At 60.7% G+C, this 14,222-nt stretch carries 16 protein-coding genes; 9 read left to right on the top strand and 7 right to left on the bottom strand.

Annotated elements, in window-relative coordinates:
- Positions 1–5: 5 nt before the first annotated feature.
- From J3D60_RS17805 to ycaC, 6 genes are all read right to left on the bottom strand, one after another.
- Complete coding sequence (locus J3D60_RS17805; protein WP_253492204.1) at positions 6–1,895, bottom strand: TonB-dependent receptor; 1,890 nt, start codon at positions 1,893–1,895, stop codon at positions 6–8.
- Positions 1,896–1,970: 75 nt separating this feature from the next.
- A complete protein-coding gene (gene dxs, locus J3D60_RS17800) occupies positions 1,971–3,869 on the bottom strand; it encodes a 1-deoxy-D-xylulose-5-phosphate synthase (RefSeq protein WP_253492202.1) in 1,899 nt (632 codons plus the stop codon).
- Between the two features lie 110 nt (positions 3,870–3,979).
- The gene (ispA, locus tag J3D60_RS17795; RefSeq protein ID WP_027605202.1) at positions 3,980–4,867 is read right to left on the bottom strand and encodes a (2E,6E)-farnesyl diphosphate synthase; all 888 of its coding nucleotides are present in this window, start codon (positions 4,865–4,867) and stop codon (positions 3,980–3,982) included.
- Entirely contained in the window at positions 4,864–5,106 is a 243-nt protein-coding gene (locus J3D60_RS17790; protein WP_003176346.1) for an exodeoxyribonuclease VII small subunit, read from the bottom strand. Before J3D60_RS17790 ends, ispA begins: the two co-directional genes overlap by 4 nt.
- A gap of 86 nt (positions 5,107–5,192) precedes the next feature.
- Positions 5,193–6,332 (bottom strand): Fic family protein, encoded by a 1,140-nt coding sequence (locus tag J3D60_RS17785; protein WP_253492200.1) that lies wholly within the window; start codon positions 6,330–6,332, stop codon positions 5,193–5,195.
- Between the two features lie 352 nt (positions 6,333–6,684).
- Positions 6,685–7,317 (bottom strand): isochorismate family cysteine hydrolase YcaC, encoded by a 633-nt coding sequence (ycaC, locus tag J3D60_RS17780; RefSeq protein ID WP_027605204.1) that lies wholly within the window; start codon positions 7,315–7,317, stop codon positions 6,685–6,687.
- On the opposite strand from ycaC, the gene J3D60_RS17775 reads away from it, so the two are divergent.
- The 9 genes from J3D60_RS17775 (at position 7,316) to J3D60_RS17735 (ending at position 13,670) form a co-directional block, all read left to right on the top strand.
- Positions 7,316–7,516 (top strand): hypothetical protein, encoded by a 201-nt coding sequence (locus J3D60_RS17775; protein ID WP_141696507.1) that lies wholly within the window; start codon positions 7,316–7,318, stop codon positions 7,514–7,516. The two genes, ycaC and J3D60_RS17775, sit on opposite strands and share 2 nt — an antisense overlap.
- Positions 7,517–7,686: 170 nt before the next feature.
- Complete coding sequence (locus J3D60_RS17770) at positions 7,687–8,268, top strand: YjfI family protein (RefSeq protein WP_027605205.1); 582 nt, start codon at positions 7,687–7,689, stop codon at positions 8,266–8,268.
- A 17-nt stretch (positions 8,269–8,285) separates the two neighbouring features.
- The gene (locus J3D60_RS17765) at positions 8,286–8,984 is read left to right on the top strand and encodes a PspA/IM30 family protein (protein ID WP_027605206.1); all 699 of its coding nucleotides are present in this window, start codon (positions 8,286–8,288) and stop codon (positions 8,982–8,984) included.
- Between the two features lie 56 nt (positions 8,985–9,040).
- A complete protein-coding gene (locus tag J3D60_RS17760; protein WP_253492198.1) occupies positions 9,041–9,601 on the top strand; it encodes a rhomboid family intramembrane serine protease in 561 nt (186 codons plus the stop codon).
- A gap of 33 nt (positions 9,602–9,634) precedes the next feature.
- Positions 9,635–10,669 (top strand): ion channel, encoded by a 1,035-nt coding sequence (locus J3D60_RS17755; RefSeq protein WP_065924897.1) that lies wholly within the window; start codon positions 9,635–9,637, stop codon positions 10,667–10,669.
- A complete protein-coding gene (locus J3D60_RS17750; RefSeq protein ID WP_108574246.1) occupies positions 10,656–11,327 on the top strand; it encodes a DUF2491 family protein in 672 nt (223 codons plus the stop codon). The genes J3D60_RS17755 and J3D60_RS17750 overlap by 14 nt, the downstream gene beginning before the upstream one ends.
- Before the next feature lie 15 nt (positions 11,328–11,342).
- Positions 11,343–11,771, top strand: a complete 429-nt coding sequence (locus J3D60_RS17745; RefSeq protein WP_027605210.1) for a DUF350 domain-containing protein — start codon at positions 11,343–11,345, stop codon at positions 11,769–11,771.
- 18 nt (positions 11,772–11,789) lie between these two features.
- Positions 11,790–12,500 carry a DUF1190 domain-containing protein gene (locus J3D60_RS17740; protein ID WP_253492196.1) on the top strand — a complete coding sequence of 237 codons (711 nt, stop codon included), beginning with the start codon at positions 11,790–11,792 and terminating at the stop codon, positions 12,498–12,500.
- Positions 12,501–12,512: 12 nt separating this feature from the next.
- Positions 12,513–13,670: a glutathionylspermidine synthase family protein gene (locus tag J3D60_RS17735; RefSeq protein WP_065924894.1), complete on the top strand. Its 1,158-nt coding sequence runs from the start codon at positions 12,513–12,515 to the stop codon at positions 13,668–13,670.
- A gap of 176 nt (positions 13,671–13,846) precedes the next feature.
- Here J3D60_RS17735 and J3D60_RS17730 read toward each other — a convergent pair whose 3' ends face one another.
- Positions 13,847–14,221 carry a Zn-ribbon domain-containing OB-fold protein gene (locus J3D60_RS17730; RefSeq protein WP_065938384.1) on the bottom strand — a complete coding sequence of 125 codons (375 nt, stop codon included), beginning with the start codon at positions 14,219–14,221 and terminating at the stop codon, positions 13,847–13,849.
- Position 14,222 lies beyond the last annotated feature (1 nt).

Below are 14,222 nucleotides of genomic sequence, written 5' to 3'. Positions count from 1 at the left end.
CACAATCAGATTTCAGGTGTCCAGGTCACGCCAAACATCCACGTCCGGCCTTCTTCACGGTAATCCTGATTGTTGACGAATGCCGGATCGTTGTAGCTGTAGCGCGCCCGTGCATAGGACTTGTCCAGCAGGTTATCGACCTTCAGCGACAACGCCACCTCCCGCGTCACCGCCCAACTGCCACGCAGCCCGAGTAACCCATAGCCGCCCAGACGCTGGGTGTTGGCTTCATTGTCATAGCTGTGGCTGATCGCCTGCCAACTGGCGCCCACGCCCATCTGGTCGAATTGCCGGTCGAGGTCCAGGCTCAACGTACGCCGTGCCCGGCGGGCCAGGGTGTGGCCACTGTCGCGGTCGCGGGGGTCGATGAGCGACAGCCCGAGGTTACCTTGCCAGCCGAACAGGTCCTGCTTGAGCGCCGCCTCAACACCGTTGATGCGTGCCGACGCCACATTCTGCGGCTTGCCGGTTTGGTTGAGAATGATCGCATCGCTCAAATCGGTGCGGTACAGCGAGGCCTCCAGGCGCGTGCTGTCACTCAACTGGCTGCGCCACTGCAGTTCGTAGCTCTTTGATGTTTCGGGCTGCAGGTGGGGGTTGCTGTACTTCGTGTCCGGATAATAGAGGTCGTTGAAGGTCGGCGCGCGGAAGCCTTCGCTGTAGCTCAGCAGCACGTCATTGTCGGGGTTGACCGGCAAGGTCAGGGTGCCGCTCCAGCTGTTCTGCCTGCCGAACTGCTGGTTCTGGTCGTGACGCAGGCCCAGTTCGGTGGAAAACCACTCGCTGTGAAAACGATGCTGCATAAAGGCGGCGCGGTTCCAGCGGCTGTTTTCGGTAAAGGTGGTGGAGCCGTGGAAGCGGTCTTCGTACCAGTCGCCGCCGAGGATCAGGCTGTTCTGCTCATCCAGGGTCAGATCGTTCTGCCAGTTGACCGAGTCGCGGTAGGTGTTGAATACACTGAAATCCTCGCTGAGGGTGTCGCGCTTGGTGTCGCGGTTCTCGCTGTGGCCCAGCTCCAGGCGCGATTGCCAGTGCTCATTGAGCGTGGCGTCGACATAGCCGCTGGCGCTGCTCACGGCGTAGTCGGTGTAGGGTTTCTGGCCGACGGTTTGCCCGGTGGCGGCGTCGTAGTGGCCGAAGCTGTTGTCGTACTCCGACTTGCCGCGGTTATCCAACAGATTGAAGCCCACCTCCAGTTCATCGCTGAAGGAGTGGCTGAGGTTCAGGCTCACGGACTGGTTGCGATAAGCATCATGGTCACCGTCGCTGGGGAACGACTGGCGGGTTGAGTTGATGCCGGCAGTGTCATCCAGGCTCGCGCCCAGGTTGAAGCGCGTCTGTTTGTCACCACCCGAAAGGCCAAGGCTGCGCTCCCAGGTGTTGTGGCTGCCGAACCCGAGTTTCACCCGCGGTTGCACGCCTTGCTCGGCATTGCGCCGGGTGAATACCTGGATCACCCCGCCAATCGCGTCGCTGCCGTAGATCACCGAGCGCGAGCCGCGCAGCACTTCCACTCGCTCAATCTGGTCGACGTTGAGGTATTGCAGGCCGCTGTCGCCGGACGTCGTATTGGCGATGCGCTGGCCGTCTACCAGCACCAGGCTTTGGGCGGACTTGGTGCCCCGCAGGTAGATGCCCGGCAAACTGCCACGGCCACCGGAGGGCGCGACTTGTACGCCGGGCACACGGCTGAGCAGGTCGGTGAGGCTGGTGGGTTGCAGGCGGTCGATGTCGTCGCGGGTGAACACGGTGTTGGCGGCGCTGCTGTCGTTGCGTGCCTGGACCTGGCGGTTGGCGCTGATGACGACGTCGGGGAGTTTCAGGGCGTTGTCGCGGGTGTCGGCGAGCAATTCAGGGGAGGGCAGAAGCATCAGGGCAAGGTACAGGTGTTTCATGGCTGTCCATGGCGTTGAGGATGGCTCCAATCAAATGTGGGAGGGGCAAGCCCCTCTCACATTGGGTCCCGGTTTCTACAGGGCCAGCAGCGCCAGGCGCTCGCGCACCGAAGCCTCGATCCCTGCTTCATCCAGCCCGCACTCGGCCAGCATCTGCGCCGGCTTGGCGTGTTCGACGTAGGTATCCGGCAAGCCCAGGTGCAGCACCGACTTGAGGATATTCTCCCGCGCCAGGAACTCACTGACCGCCGCACCGGCACCGCCCATGATGGCGTTCTCCTCGACGGTCACCAGCAGCTCATGACTGCCGGCGATGTCGCGCACCAGGGCTTCATCCAGCGGCTTGACGAAGCGCATGTCGACCACGGTGGCGTCGATCTTCTCGGCCACCTTGAGCGCTTCGGCCAATTGCACGCCAAACACCAGGAACGCGGACCTGCTGCCCTGGCGACGCACAACGCCCTTGCCGATTTCGATCGGCTCCAGGTCCTTCTCGATCAGCGCATTCGGGCCGTTGCCCCGTGGGTAACGCACGGCGGCCGGGCCGTTATACAGGTGGCCGGTGCTGAGCATCTTGCGCAGTTCGTTTTCGTCGCTCGGCGTCATCACCAGCATGCCGGGGATGCAACGCAAGTAGGACAGGTCGAAGCTGCCCGCGTGAGTCGGGCCGTCTTCGCCGACTAGACCGGCGCGGTCGATGGCAAATAGCACGTCGAGGTTCTGCACCGCGACGTCATGCACCAACTGGTCATAACCGCGCTGCAGGAAGGTGGAGTAGATCGCCACGACAGGCTTGGCGCCTTCACAGGCCATGCCGGCGGCGAAGGTCACCGCGTGCTGCTCGGCAATGGCCACGTCGAAATAGCGCAGCGGGAAACGCTCGCTGAACGCCACCAGATCTGAGCCTTCCTTCATCGCCGGGGTAATGCCCACCAGGCGTGGGTCGACGGCGGCCATGTCACACAGCCATTCGCCGAACACACCGGAGTACTTCGGCCCGCTGGCTTTTTTTGGCGCAGCGGCGGGGGCGTCCAGGGGTTCCAGCTTGGTGATCGCGTGGTAGCCGATCGGGTCGACTTCCGCCGGCGCGAAGCCTTTGCCTTTCTTGGTCACGATATGCAGGAACTGCGGGCCCTTGAGGTCACGCATATTGCGCAGCGTGGCGATCAGCGTGGGCAGGTCATGGCCGTCGATGGGGCCGATGTAGTTCCAGCCCAGCTCTTCGAACAGCGTGCCGGGGACCAGCATGCCCTTGGCATATTCTTCGGTGCGCCGGGCGATTTCCCAGGCGCCAGGCAGGCGCGAGAGCACCTTCTTGCTGCCTTCACGCATGCTGGCGTAGGTGCGGCTGGAGAGAATCTTGGCCAGGTAATTGGACAGGCCACCGACATTGCGCGAGATCGACATGTCGTTGTCGTTGAGGATCACCAGCATGTTGGCGTTCACTTCCGGCGCATGGTTCAGCGCTTCGAAGGCCATGCCGGCAGTCAGCGCGCCATCACCGATCACGGCGATTGCCTTGCGGTCGCTGCCTTGCAGGCGGGCGGCAATCGCCATGCCCAGCGCTGCGCTGATCGAGGTGCTGGAGTGGCCGACGCCAAAGGTGTCGTACTCGCTTTCGGCGCGGCGCGGGAAGGCGGCAACACCGTCCTTCTGGCGCAGAGTCGCCATGCGCTCGCGGCGGCCCGTGAGGATCTTGTGCGGATACGCCTGATGGCCCACGTCCCACACCAGCCGGTCATCCGGGGTGTCGAACACGTAGTGCAACGCGATGGTCAGCTCGATGACACCCAGGCCGGCACCGAAATGCCCACCGGTCTGGCCGACCGTGTAGAGCAATTCCAGGCGCAACTCATCGGCCAGGGTTTCCAGCTCGGCTTCACCCAGACGACGCAGGCCGTCCGGCGTGGCAGCACGGTCGAGCAGGGGCGTGGACGGGCGCTTGCGGGGAATCTCTTGAAACGTCGTGGGCATCAGGCGAATCGTTATAGGTATAGAAGAGGCGGCAGTTTACCTCAAGCATCGCAAACTGCCCACGCAGAGCGCCGAACTTGGCCGATATGCGGCTGCAATGGCCGCCGTAATCAGTGGCGGCGTTCGACGATATACCGCGCCAGGTCACGCAGCGGCTCGGCTGCCGCGTCGAAAGGTCGCAGGGCGTCCAGCGCCTGGTCGCGTAGTTCCACGGCGTAGCCCTTGGCGGCTTGCAGCCCGAGCAGTGCAGGATAAGTCGGTTTGTCCCGTGCGATATCGGCGCCCTGGCGTTTGCCCAGGGTGGCGGTATCGCTTTCCACGTCGAGAATGTCGTCCTGCACCTGGAACGCCAGGCCAATGGCCCGGGAATAGGTCTGCAGGGCCGCCAATTGCGCGGTTTCGGCACGCCCGCTGGCCAGGGCGCCCAAGTGCACGGCGGCTTCAATCAGTGCGCCGGTCTTGTGGCGGTGCATGTGCTCAAGGGCTTTTTGATCCAGCTTGACGCTGACCGAACCCATGTCGATCGCTTGCCCGCCCACCATGCCCGCAGGGCCGGCAGCCAGGGCCAGGGCCGTGACCATGCGCAGGCGAATCTCGGCGTTGACGCTGCTCAAGCGTGGGTCCAGCAACGCGCTGAACGCCAGGCTCTGCAAGCCATCGCCGGCGAGGATCGCATAGGCTTCATCAAAGGCCTTATGGGTGGTGGGCTGGCCACGACGCAGATCGTCGTCGTCCATGGCCGGCAAATCGTCGTGTACCAGGGAATAGGCGTGAATCAACTCGACCGCACAGGCGGCACCGTTGGCCTGTTCGGCCGGCGCGCCCAGCGCTTCACAGGCCGCATACGCGAGCAACGGGCGCACGCGCTTGCCGCCATTCATCACGCTGTAGCGCATGGCTTCATACAGACGCTTCATTTCCGGGCTTGGCGCAACAAACAAGGGCTCCAGCGCCGCATTCACCCGGGCTTGGCTACTGGCCTGATACGCGTCGATCATTCCGGCTGTTCCGCGTCGAAAGGTTCTTCGGCCAACTCTCCGTCACGCTCCAGCAATACCTGGACCTTCTGCTCCGCCTGCGCCAACGCGCTCTGGCAGTCACGGGTCAGGCCGATGCCTTGCTCAAACGCCGTCAGCGAGTCCTCCAGCGACAACTCGCCGTTCTCCAGACGCTCGACCAATGTTTGCAGGTCGGCGAGGGATTGTTCGAAATCGAGTGCAACTTTTTTGCGGGCCATGGCGGCTATTCCGGTAGACGGTAAACCGGCGCGACACTAGCAGACATGGGGATTCTGGGCAAATGAGCGGGCAAATGAGTGGGGTGTCACTCGCCCCCTGTATTGACCTGATAACGCGTGCTGCGGCCGCCTCCGGGGAGACGGACCAGGCAGTTTTTTTCCAGCAGGTCCGCCAGGTGTCGCGTCGCTGTCGCCTTGGATACCTTTGCCACCGCCTGGTACTGCGCCGCGCTGATGCCGTGTTCGAAGCCCTTCTCACCACCGTCGAGCAGTCGATTGAGGACCTTGATCTGTTCAGCCGACAAAGGGACGTCGCGGTGTTGCTGCCAGAAGCGACTGTTTTCCAGCACCCGGTCAATCCGCGCCATGGCCTGCTGCACGCTGCGTAACAGGGTTTTAAGGAACCACTCCAGCCAGGCAGTGATATCCAGGGAGGACTTCTGGCTGGATTCCAGCGCGTTGTAGTAGCCGGTGCGGTCTTCGAGGATGCTGGCTGACATGGCATAGAAACGGATGGCCTGGTGTTCACCCTGGGCCAGTGCCAAATCGGTGATAGCCCGTGTCAGGCGACCATTGCCGTCATCAAAGGGGTGCAGTGTGACAAACCAGAAGTGCGCGACGCCGGCGCGTACCAATGGGTCCAGTTCCGGCTGATCGCGGCTGGTTTCGAACCACTCCAGGAAATCCGCCAGTGCCTGCTCCAGTCCCAGACGTGGCGGGGCCTCGAAATGCACGGTCGGCTGATCAAGCCGGCCCGACACCACTTGCATCGGCTCATCTCCCCTCAAGGATCCAATATTGAGCGCTCGAGCGGCATAGCCCGCTTCCGGGCCCGGGAACAATAAGTGATGCCAGTTCAATAGGCGGGCGAGGGTAAACGGCTGGGTGAATTGTTGAGTGGCATCCATCATCAACTCGGCGAGGCCTTCGCTGCGGCGGCTTACCTGACCGCCTTCCATCGCTTCCAGGCCCATCCGCCTTGCCAGGGACGAGCGCACCGAGCCGACATTCAACTGCTCACCCTCAATCGCCGAGGACGTCAGGATATTTTGCAGCAGCGCATCCAGTTCATTCTGTGCGCTGACTGCCTGGCTGACGGAGCCGAGCATGCCCAACAACTTGCCCTGGGCTTGTCCGCACTCGCGCAGCAAAGCCGCGAGGCGACCGGGTTGCCAGTGGAAGTGAGGCCAGTCGGCGTGTTGCCAGATCCAGTGCGGATGAGCCATGGTGGAATGCCTGGGTGCGTGAGCCGAATAAAGAGAGTTATTCGGCTCATTTGGTGAGCCGATTGTGCTGTGGATTTGGCTCAGGGTCTAGTCTGGTGATCGGTGTTTTCTGTAGTTTTTGTGATGTGAAATTTGTCTGCCGCAGTAAAAAGCGGCTGGATGAACGGTGGGGAAAATCAGAAAGGGCTTACGAAGGTCGCGTAATAGTCAGCCCCAAATCACAGTTGGGGGCTACTTTAAATGGCGATCATGCTGATCGAAGAGCAGTGCGCTGTGGTTCTTTAAGTTGGAAGCTCGGTTGAATAACGAAAGCCTGCTTTTCAAAGCAGGCTAATCGCGAATCTCGGCTGACTTACTTCTGGTGAGCCGTCAGCGCCGCATACCCATTCATCAAGTTGCGATAGTTGGGAATGCGCTGGGACAACAGATTGCCCAGGCCTTCGATATCGTTGCGCCAGTCGCGGTGCAGCTCACAGGCTACCGAGAACCAGTTCATCAACTGCGCACCGGCCTGGGTCATCCGGCTCCACGCCGCCTGCTGCACCGTGGTGTTGAACGTGCCGGAAGCATCGGTCACCACAAACACCTCAAAACCTTCCGCCAGTGCCGACAAGGTCGGGAACGCTACGCATACATCCGTGACCACGCCGGCGATGATGATCTGCTTGCGGCCGGTGGCTTTGATTGCCTTGACGAAGTCTTCGTTGTCCCAGGCATTGATCTGGCCGGGGCGGGCGATGTACGGCGCGTCCGGGAACATCTCTTTCAACTCCGGTACCAGCGGGCCGTTGGGGCCTTGTTCGAAGCTGGTGGTGAGGATGGTCGGCAGGTTGAAGAACTTGGCCAGGTCGGCCAGGGCCAGCACGTTGTTCTTGAACTCGTTGGGCGAGAAGTCCTGCACCAGGGAAATCAGGCCGGTCTGGTGGTCGACCAGCAGGACTACGGCGTCGTCTTTGTTCAAGCGGTTGTAGGTTGGAGTGCTCATGGTTGAATCCTTTTTTGTTCAGGTTGGTTGGGCGTTGCGTTCAACATGGGCACAGATTAATGGGTGGATGCTGGGGGATAAATCGGCTGGAATGGGTAATACCGTCAACTCAAAGGCGACAATTCATGGGTTGTCAGCAGGATTTGTCCTTTTGATGATCGAAAAAGTAAGTCAAAAAATCTCACGCGTGAGCTATTGAGTGTGGCTAAAAATGCCTGTAGATTTTCTCACGCGTGAGTTTTTCACAGCGAGGTCAGTACCATGGAAAGCAGCTCTCCATCGAGTCCGCCTAAAGGGCCCGATACCGATTCAGCAAGCCTCAAGGGAGAGCGCTTGAAGCCGTCCGCGAAAAAGCCATCGAGCTTTTACATGAAGCAGATGCGTGCAGGCCTGGCGGCCGCCGGCTACGTGAAACACGAGACTTGGGTGCTTCCCGAAAACCGAAGCTTGCTCAAGCAGATGGAGAAACAGCTTCGCCAGCCGATTCTGGCTGGCTCATTCATGTCGGAGAATTTCATGAGCGCAGGTACCAACTGGAATATCGATCGCCTCTTCACCGCTCTTCAGGCCCTGGATGACGTGGTGTCCAAGGACATTACGCTTTCTCTGGTTCAAGGCTCCGAGTCCAGCATCAAGCTGGAAATGAACGATTTCGGTGGCCTGCCGATTTACATCGCAGTGGTGGGCGAGCAGATCATCGTCGACACCGTTCTGGTCGATGTCGAGTCCATCAACGATGTCGCTAAATTCAATGACGCGGTGTTGCGCAGCCGGGAAATGTTCCCGCTGTCCTCCATCGGCATCGAGTCCATGCCTAACGGGCAAGTGGTCTACAACATGTTCGGTGCATTGAGCTCCGACTCCAGCCTGACCAATATCGTCACCGAGGTGAAAACCCTGGTCGACAACGTGCAGCGCGCCAGCGAAGCCTTCGAACGTTTCTTCAATTAAGTATTCGGGAGTATCCAATGACTCAGTCCATCTGGAGCAAATTGTTCACCGCGCTGCGTGGCGGTGCCAACGAAGTCGGCGAATCGATCGTCGACCAACAGGCCCTGCGCATCCTCGATCAGGAAATCCGCGATGCCGACACCGCGCTGGCCAACGCCAAGCGTGAGCTGGTGAGCATCATGGCCAAGCACAAACTGGCGACTGATCGCGTCAACGAGTACGACGCCAAGATCAAGGACCTGGAGTCCAAGGCCGTGGCTGCCCTGCAGGCCAATCGTGAAGACCTCGCCCTGGAAGTGGCCGAAGCCATCTCGACCCTGACCAACGAGCGGGATGTCGAGCATAAGCAAGCCACCGAGTTCGGTGGCTACGCGGAAGGCATGCGCAAGGACATCACCAAGGCCGAAAGCCGGATCAAAAGCCTGCGCCAGCAAGTGGACATGGCCAAGGCACGCGACAGCGTACAGAAGGCCCAGGTCAGCGCTTCCATCGCCAGCGGCGGTGCCAACGGCAAGCTGGAAACCGCCGTCGGTACGCTGAATCGCTTGCAGGCCAAGCAGCAGCAACGCGCCGCTGAGCTGCAAGCCCAGGATGAGCTGGCAGATGCATCGACCGGGACCGACCTGGAGCGCAAGCTGCGCGACGCCGGCATCACGCCGAACGAAGGCAGCGCCAATGCCATTCTGGAGCGTCTGAAGCAAAAATCGGCCGAGTAAGCAACGTCGCCGCAGGAAGGGCAGTGTCTGCCCTTCTTTTTTACGTCGAGGTCAGGATGGATGCCCTGAAGGGTTTCAAGACAATCGCAGGCCTGGCGCTGTTCATGGTCGCGCTGCAATTGCTCAATGCAGCGACCGGTTACAGCCTGATGACGTTCGGCCTGATCCCGAGGACGCTGCAGGGCCTGCCCGGCATCCTCACCTCGCCGTTTTTGCACGGGTCGTTTGCCCACCTGAGTGCCAACCTGATTGCCTTTGTGATCCTGGGCACCCTGGTGATGATCGAAGGGCTCAATCGGTTTGTGACCGTCAGCGCGATCATCCTCCTGCTGGGCGGTTCGCTGGTCTGGCTGTTCGGTTTTGCGGGCATACACGTGGGGGCCAGCGGCTGGGTGTTCGGGTTGTGGGCCTACCTGTTGTCTCGCGCCTGGTTCCACAGGAGCTGGAGCAACCTGATCACGGCCGGTGTGGTGGCGGTACTGTATGGCGGACTGGTCCTTGGCTTCCTGCCTCGCCAAGGCGTTTCCTTCGAAGGGCATCTGTTTGGTGCCTTCGCCGGATTTATTGCCGCCAAGGTACTTCTCTCTCAACCACGCAGCAGGTTTAATGCCGGCTGAACGCACTTGAGCACCCAGGGAGTCAGGGACGCAATGCCGATTTTTCTTTTGTTGCGCAGGTACGCCGCTTCCCTCTTTCACCGCTTCGGCTGGGCAGGCCTGGTGATTGCCTTGGGGGTACACCTGAGCACGGCTTATCTGGGCCTGGTGGTTCTGGGCGAACAACACCTCACCGCGCCCGCCACGTTTGTTTACTTCTATCTCACCACCACGCTGACCGTCGGCTATGGCGATCTATCGCCGCAGACCTCTTTGGGACGCTTGTTCGTGGCGACCTGGGTCATGCTCGGGGGCATTGCGCTGCTGACGGCGGCCATCGGCAAAACCACCAGCACTGTCATCGATGCATGGAGAAAAGGCATGAAGGGCAAAGGCGATTTCACCGGCAAAATCGGCCATACCGTGCTCATTGGCTGGGAGGGCGCGTCCAGTGAACGGGTCATCGAGTTGTTGCTGCAAGACGAAACCTCGAACGACAACCTGATCGTCATCTGCGATTGCACCCTTGAAGAAAACCCGATGCCGGGCAAGGCGGCCTTTATCCGTGGTGAGAGCTTGTCCTCCACAGCGCTGTTGCTGCGTGCCGGTGTGCCCGGTGCCGAGCGTGTGCTGGTGCGAACCCCGTCTGACGATCTGACGCTGGCCACCGTGCTGGCGGTGAATCAATTGAATCCAGTCGGGCACGTGGTCGCCCACTTCAATGCAAGTGAGATCGCCGCACTGGCCAGTTCCTACGCCCCCAGCCTGGAATGCACCTCAAGCATGGCCATCGAAATGCTGGTGCGCGCCTCTCAGGACCCGGGCTCGTCGGTGGTCATTAATGAGCTGCTGTGCGTGGGGCAGGGGGCCACCCAATACCTGATGAGATTGCCCGAGGCGTTTGAAGCCACGTTCGGCGATCTGTACACCCAGATGAAAGAGCGCCACAACGCCACCCTCATCGGCTATCGCGCCAAAGGTGCCCCGCAACCGTCGATCAACCCGCCCAGCGCCACGCGCGTTGAAGGCGGCGAACTCTTCTACATTGCCTCCACCCGCCTCAAGGAAATCTCCAATGGGATGGTTTAAACAGTTGATGGGGCTTGAGGCCCCGCAAGCGAATACACACTCGAAAGGCGCCGCCGAACCGCTGCCGACCACCGGGCCGCTTGGCCTGGCGCCGGGCAAAGGCGTGATATTCGACACGACCCTGAAGTTGTTGCTCGACGGGAAGACCACAGTGGTTATCCCCGGCTCCCAGGAAATCTGGAGTAACGGCACCGTTGACCTCGGGCAGTCGACCTGGCTGTCGCGCTACTACATGAACGACGAGGATTACTGGCTGCAGGTGCACACCACGGGCGACATCGCCGGGCAGGTCGAGTCTGTGATCCTGTTCAACTACCTGAGCTACGTCACTATCAGCAGCGAAGCTGAATTGCGCCGGCTGGCGGGGCCGCAGAGCCCGATCGGGTTGCCGACCTACACCCACAACGGCGTCGAATACACGCGCGTGTGGGGCAGCGAGGCTGGCCAGACGGAATTGGTGGCCATGAGCGAGCAGGTGATAAACCCCGAGGACTCCTACAGCGTCGAGCACCGTTCGATGCTATATGCCCGTGACACCGGCCTGACCGATCGCCGCGAGTTTCTGCTGTTCTCTGTCGAAGAAGACGCTGAAGGCACCGTCAGCCTGAGCACGTCGCTGGGCATTTCGCTGTACACAACCGACTTGAATGCGCTCTAAAAAAGGAAGAAGTCCATGCTAGAAGCTCTCTCCATCTCCCTGAACAAAGCCGCCGTGCTCGGGTTTGTCACCTACATCCTGGGGGCTGCCGTACTGTTTGCGCTGTTCCAGTTCATCTACACCCGCGTCACCCCGCACAAGGAGTTCGAGCTGATCCGGGCGGGCAACGTTTCCGCGGCAGTCGCCCTGGGCGGCGCCATCGTCGGTTTCGCCATTCCGGCCAGCAACGTGATTGCTTATTCGATCAGCATCCTCGACTTCGTCGTCTGGGCGGTGATCGCAGCCGTCGTCCAACTCCTGGCGTTTCTGCTCACCAGCCTCGTGCTCAAAGGCACTTCCGAGCGCATCAAGAGAGGCGAGCTCGCAGCGGGCATCTATGTGGCGGCCGTGGCCATCAGCGTCGGCATGTTGAATGCTGCCTGCATGACACCTACCCAGAACTGATTGCGCACGGAGCTCCCGATGAAACGAAGCAAGTACGTCCAGCTTTCGCTGGCAGCGTCGGTCGCCATGGCGATATCCGGCTGCGGGCCGACGGAAAAAACCTACGATTTGCAGAAGAAGTACAACTTCCAGTCGGTGCAGCAATGCGCCGATGAAAAACTGCCGGTGGACGTCTGTTCGGATGCCTACATGACGGCCATGGCCGAGCATCGCCGCATCGCCCCGGTATACGCCAGCCAGGCCGATTGCGATGCCGACTTTGTCGCCGGCTGGTGCCAACTGGACTCCAATGGCCAGTTCATTCCCAAGCTGGGCGGTTTCGAACTGACCGCCGAAGGCCAGGTGACACAATCCCAGGTAGACGCGGCCAACGCCCAGGCGGGCAACGCTCAGGCAAGCGGCGGCTCCGGCTTCTCCACCAGCAGCCTGCTGACCGGCCTGCTCATCGGCAACATGCTGAGCAACAATCGCAACAGCTACCGCTCCGAGCCGGTGTACCGCTATCGCGATGATCGCGGTAACTACGGCAACTCCACGCTCAACCAGCGCGTCTCCAGTGGCGCGACGTTTGGCCGCTCGAATCAAGCCCGGTACGGCAGCAGCAATTACACCAACACGCTGCGCACCTCCAGCCAGTCGAGCTCCGTGGCGTCGGCCACCTCCCGTGGCGGCTTCGGCAGCAAGGCCAGCGCACGCAGCGGCTGGGGCGGCGGCGGGTCGAGCAGTTAAGGAAACCGGGCCATGAAGAAAATCCATTGCGCAGAGCGTCATGACTGGAAACAGACGGCTGAAAACCTCGGCTTTCTGTTCCATACCATCGACAACGAACCCTACTGGGACGAGCGCGCTTATTACCAGTTCACGCTCAAGCAAATCGAGCACGACCTCGAAGACCCGACCACCGAGATCCATGACATGTGCATGGACCTCGTCGCCCGCGTGGTCCAGAGCGAAGAACTGCTCGAACGCCTGAGCATCCCCGCGCCCTTCTTCGACATGATCAAAACCTCATGGCTCGAAGGCCACCCGCACCTGTACGGGCGCATGGACTTCTCCTACAACGGCACCGGCCCCGCCAAGCTGCTGGAACTCAACTACGACACACCGACCAGCCTCTACGAGGCCGCGGCGTTCCAATGGGGCTGGCTCGAGCAATGCATCGAACGCGGCCTGCTGCCCAAGCATGCCGACCAGTTCAACAGCATCGACACCAAACTGCACCAGGCCTTCGCGCAACTGCAGATCAACCAGCCGTTCTACTTCGCCTCGATGAAAGATTCGGTCGAAGACAAAGGCACCACCGACTACCTGCGCCTGGTCGCGGAAAAAGTCGGCATCGAATCGCGCCACATCGACATCGAAGACATCGGCCTGACCAGCGAAGGCCGCTTCGTCGACCTACAGGATCGCTGGATTCCCCACCTGTTCAAACTGCACGCCTGGGAATTCATCTTCCACGAACCCTTCGGCGCCGCGATTGCCGAGAGCGACACACAGTTTTTCGAGCCAGCATGGAAATCCATCATTTCCAATAAAGGCATCCTGCCGCTGCTGTGGGAATTCAACAAAGGCCACCCGAATCTGCTCGCGGCCCACCTGGATACCGAACCGGGTAAAGCTGTGCCGAAGGGATGGGTGCGCAAGCCATTCTTCTCGCGGGAAGGGGCGAACATCGAGCTGCAAACGGCCGATGGGCTGATTGTGAAGGAGGACGGGCCTTATACGGATGCGCCGTTTATTCTTCAGGAATTTGCGCCGTTGCCGCGGTTTGGGGACAGCTACACGTTGATTGGGTCTTGGGTGATTGGGGACCAGGCGGCGGGGATTGGGGTGCGGGAGGATAATAGTTTGATTACCAAGGATTCGAGCCGGTTTTTGCCGCATTTGATATTGGATTGAGAACCCTTCCTGGGGGGCTCAGGCTAACAGGCAGGGACTGTCACTTGTGGTGAGCGAGCTTGCCTCGCGCTGGACTGCGCAGCAGTCCCATTCTGGAACCGCCTCGCAATCAAACCCGCGACAGGCTCAGTGCTGATGCGCCGACAAGGTCGGGAACGCCACGCACAGTCTTACTGTTAACTCGAATCAGACAATACAAAGACCGGGATTTTCTGTCCGCTCGGGGTCGGTGCGAACGCCACCTTGAGCCGCTGTCCGATGCGTAGATGCCGAGGATTTTCACACTGGATGAGCGACAACAGGGTCGGCCCTTCATCCAGCGTCACGTAAGCCAGGCACTGCGCCGCGCTGTAGGTAAAGCTGTACAACGTGGCGTTGCCGCTGGCGGTGATCCAGTCGGTGGCCGCGGTGCCGGTGAACGGGCTGTGGTCGCGGGGGTAGTGGTAGGCTTGGCCGGTGTCCAGGCAGCGGCGCAGCAGCAGTTGGTCGTGGTTGGCCGCGTCCCAGAACGGCGCGCTTTCGGCGGTGATGTGTGGTGATGTCAGGTGCATA

The sequence above is a fragment of the Pseudomonas sp. S3E17 genome (genome assembly GCF_024168685.1).
GTDB lineage: Bacteria > Pseudomonadota > Gammaproteobacteria > Pseudomonadales > Pseudomonadaceae > Aquipseudomonas > Aquipseudomonas marginalis.
This window is presented reverse-complemented; position numbering and strand designations above follow the sequence as displayed.

What these genes read in the sequence shown, in the direction of transcription:
- J3D60_RS17805 (WP_253492204.1), bottom strand. Translation starts at nt 1,895, where the DNA reads ATGAAACACCTGTACCTTGCCCTGATGCTTCTGCCCTCCCCTGAATTG.
- dxs (WP_253492202.1), bottom strand. Translation starts at nt 3,869, where the DNA reads ATGCCCACGACGTTTCAAGAGATTCCCCGCAAGCGCCCGTCCACGCCC.
- ispA (WP_027605202.1), bottom strand. Translation starts at nt 4,867, where the DNA reads ATGATCGACGCGTATCAGGCCAGTAGCCAAGCCCGGGTGAATGCGGCG.
- J3D60_RS17790 (WP_003176346.1), bottom strand. Translation starts at nt 5,106, where the DNA reads ATGGCCCGCAAAAAAGTTGCACTCGATTTCGAACAATCCCTCGCCGAC.
- J3D60_RS17785 (WP_253492200.1), bottom strand. Translation starts at nt 6,332, where the DNA reads ATGGCTCATCCGCACTGGATCTGGCAACACGCCGACTGGCCTCACTTC.
- J3D60_RS17775 (WP_141696507.1), top strand. Translation starts at nt 7,316, where the DNA reads ATGGTTGAATCCTTTTTTGTTCAGGTTGGTTGGGCGTTGCGTTCAACA.
- ycaC (WP_027605204.1), bottom strand. Translation starts at nt 7,317, where the DNA reads ATGAGCACTCCAACCTACAACCGCTTGAACAAAGACGACGCCGTAGTC.
- J3D60_RS17770 (WP_027605205.1), top strand. Translation starts at nt 7,687, where the DNA reads ATGAAGCAGATGCGTGCAGGCCTGGCGGCCGCCGGCTACGTGAAACAC.
- J3D60_RS17765 (WP_027605206.1), top strand. Translation starts at nt 8,286, where the DNA reads ATGACTCAGTCCATCTGGAGCAAATTGTTCACCGCGCTGCGTGGCGGT.
- J3D60_RS17760 (WP_253492198.1), top strand. Translation starts at nt 9,041, where the DNA reads ATGGATGCCCTGAAGGGTTTCAAGACAATCGCAGGCCTGGCGCTGTTC.
- J3D60_RS17755 (WP_065924897.1), top strand. Translation starts at nt 9,635, where the DNA reads ATGCCGATTTTTCTTTTGTTGCGCAGGTACGCCGCTTCCCTCTTTCAC.
- J3D60_RS17750 (WP_108574246.1), top strand. Translation starts at nt 10,656, where the DNA reads ATGGGATGGTTTAAACAGTTGATGGGGCTTGAGGCCCCGCAAGCGAAT.
- J3D60_RS17745 (WP_027605210.1), top strand. Translation starts at nt 11,343, where the DNA reads ATGCTAGAAGCTCTCTCCATCTCCCTGAACAAAGCCGCCGTGCTCGGG.
- J3D60_RS17740 (WP_253492196.1), top strand. Translation starts at nt 11,790, where the DNA reads ATGAAACGAAGCAAGTACGTCCAGCTTTCGCTGGCAGCGTCGGTCGCC.
- J3D60_RS17735 (WP_065924894.1), top strand. Translation starts at nt 12,513, where the DNA reads ATGAAGAAAATCCATTGCGCAGAGCGTCATGACTGGAAACAGACGGCT.
- J3D60_RS17730 (WP_065938384.1), bottom strand. Translation starts at nt 14,221, where the DNA reads ATGCACCTGACATCACCACACATCACCGCCGAAAGCGCGCCGTTCTGG.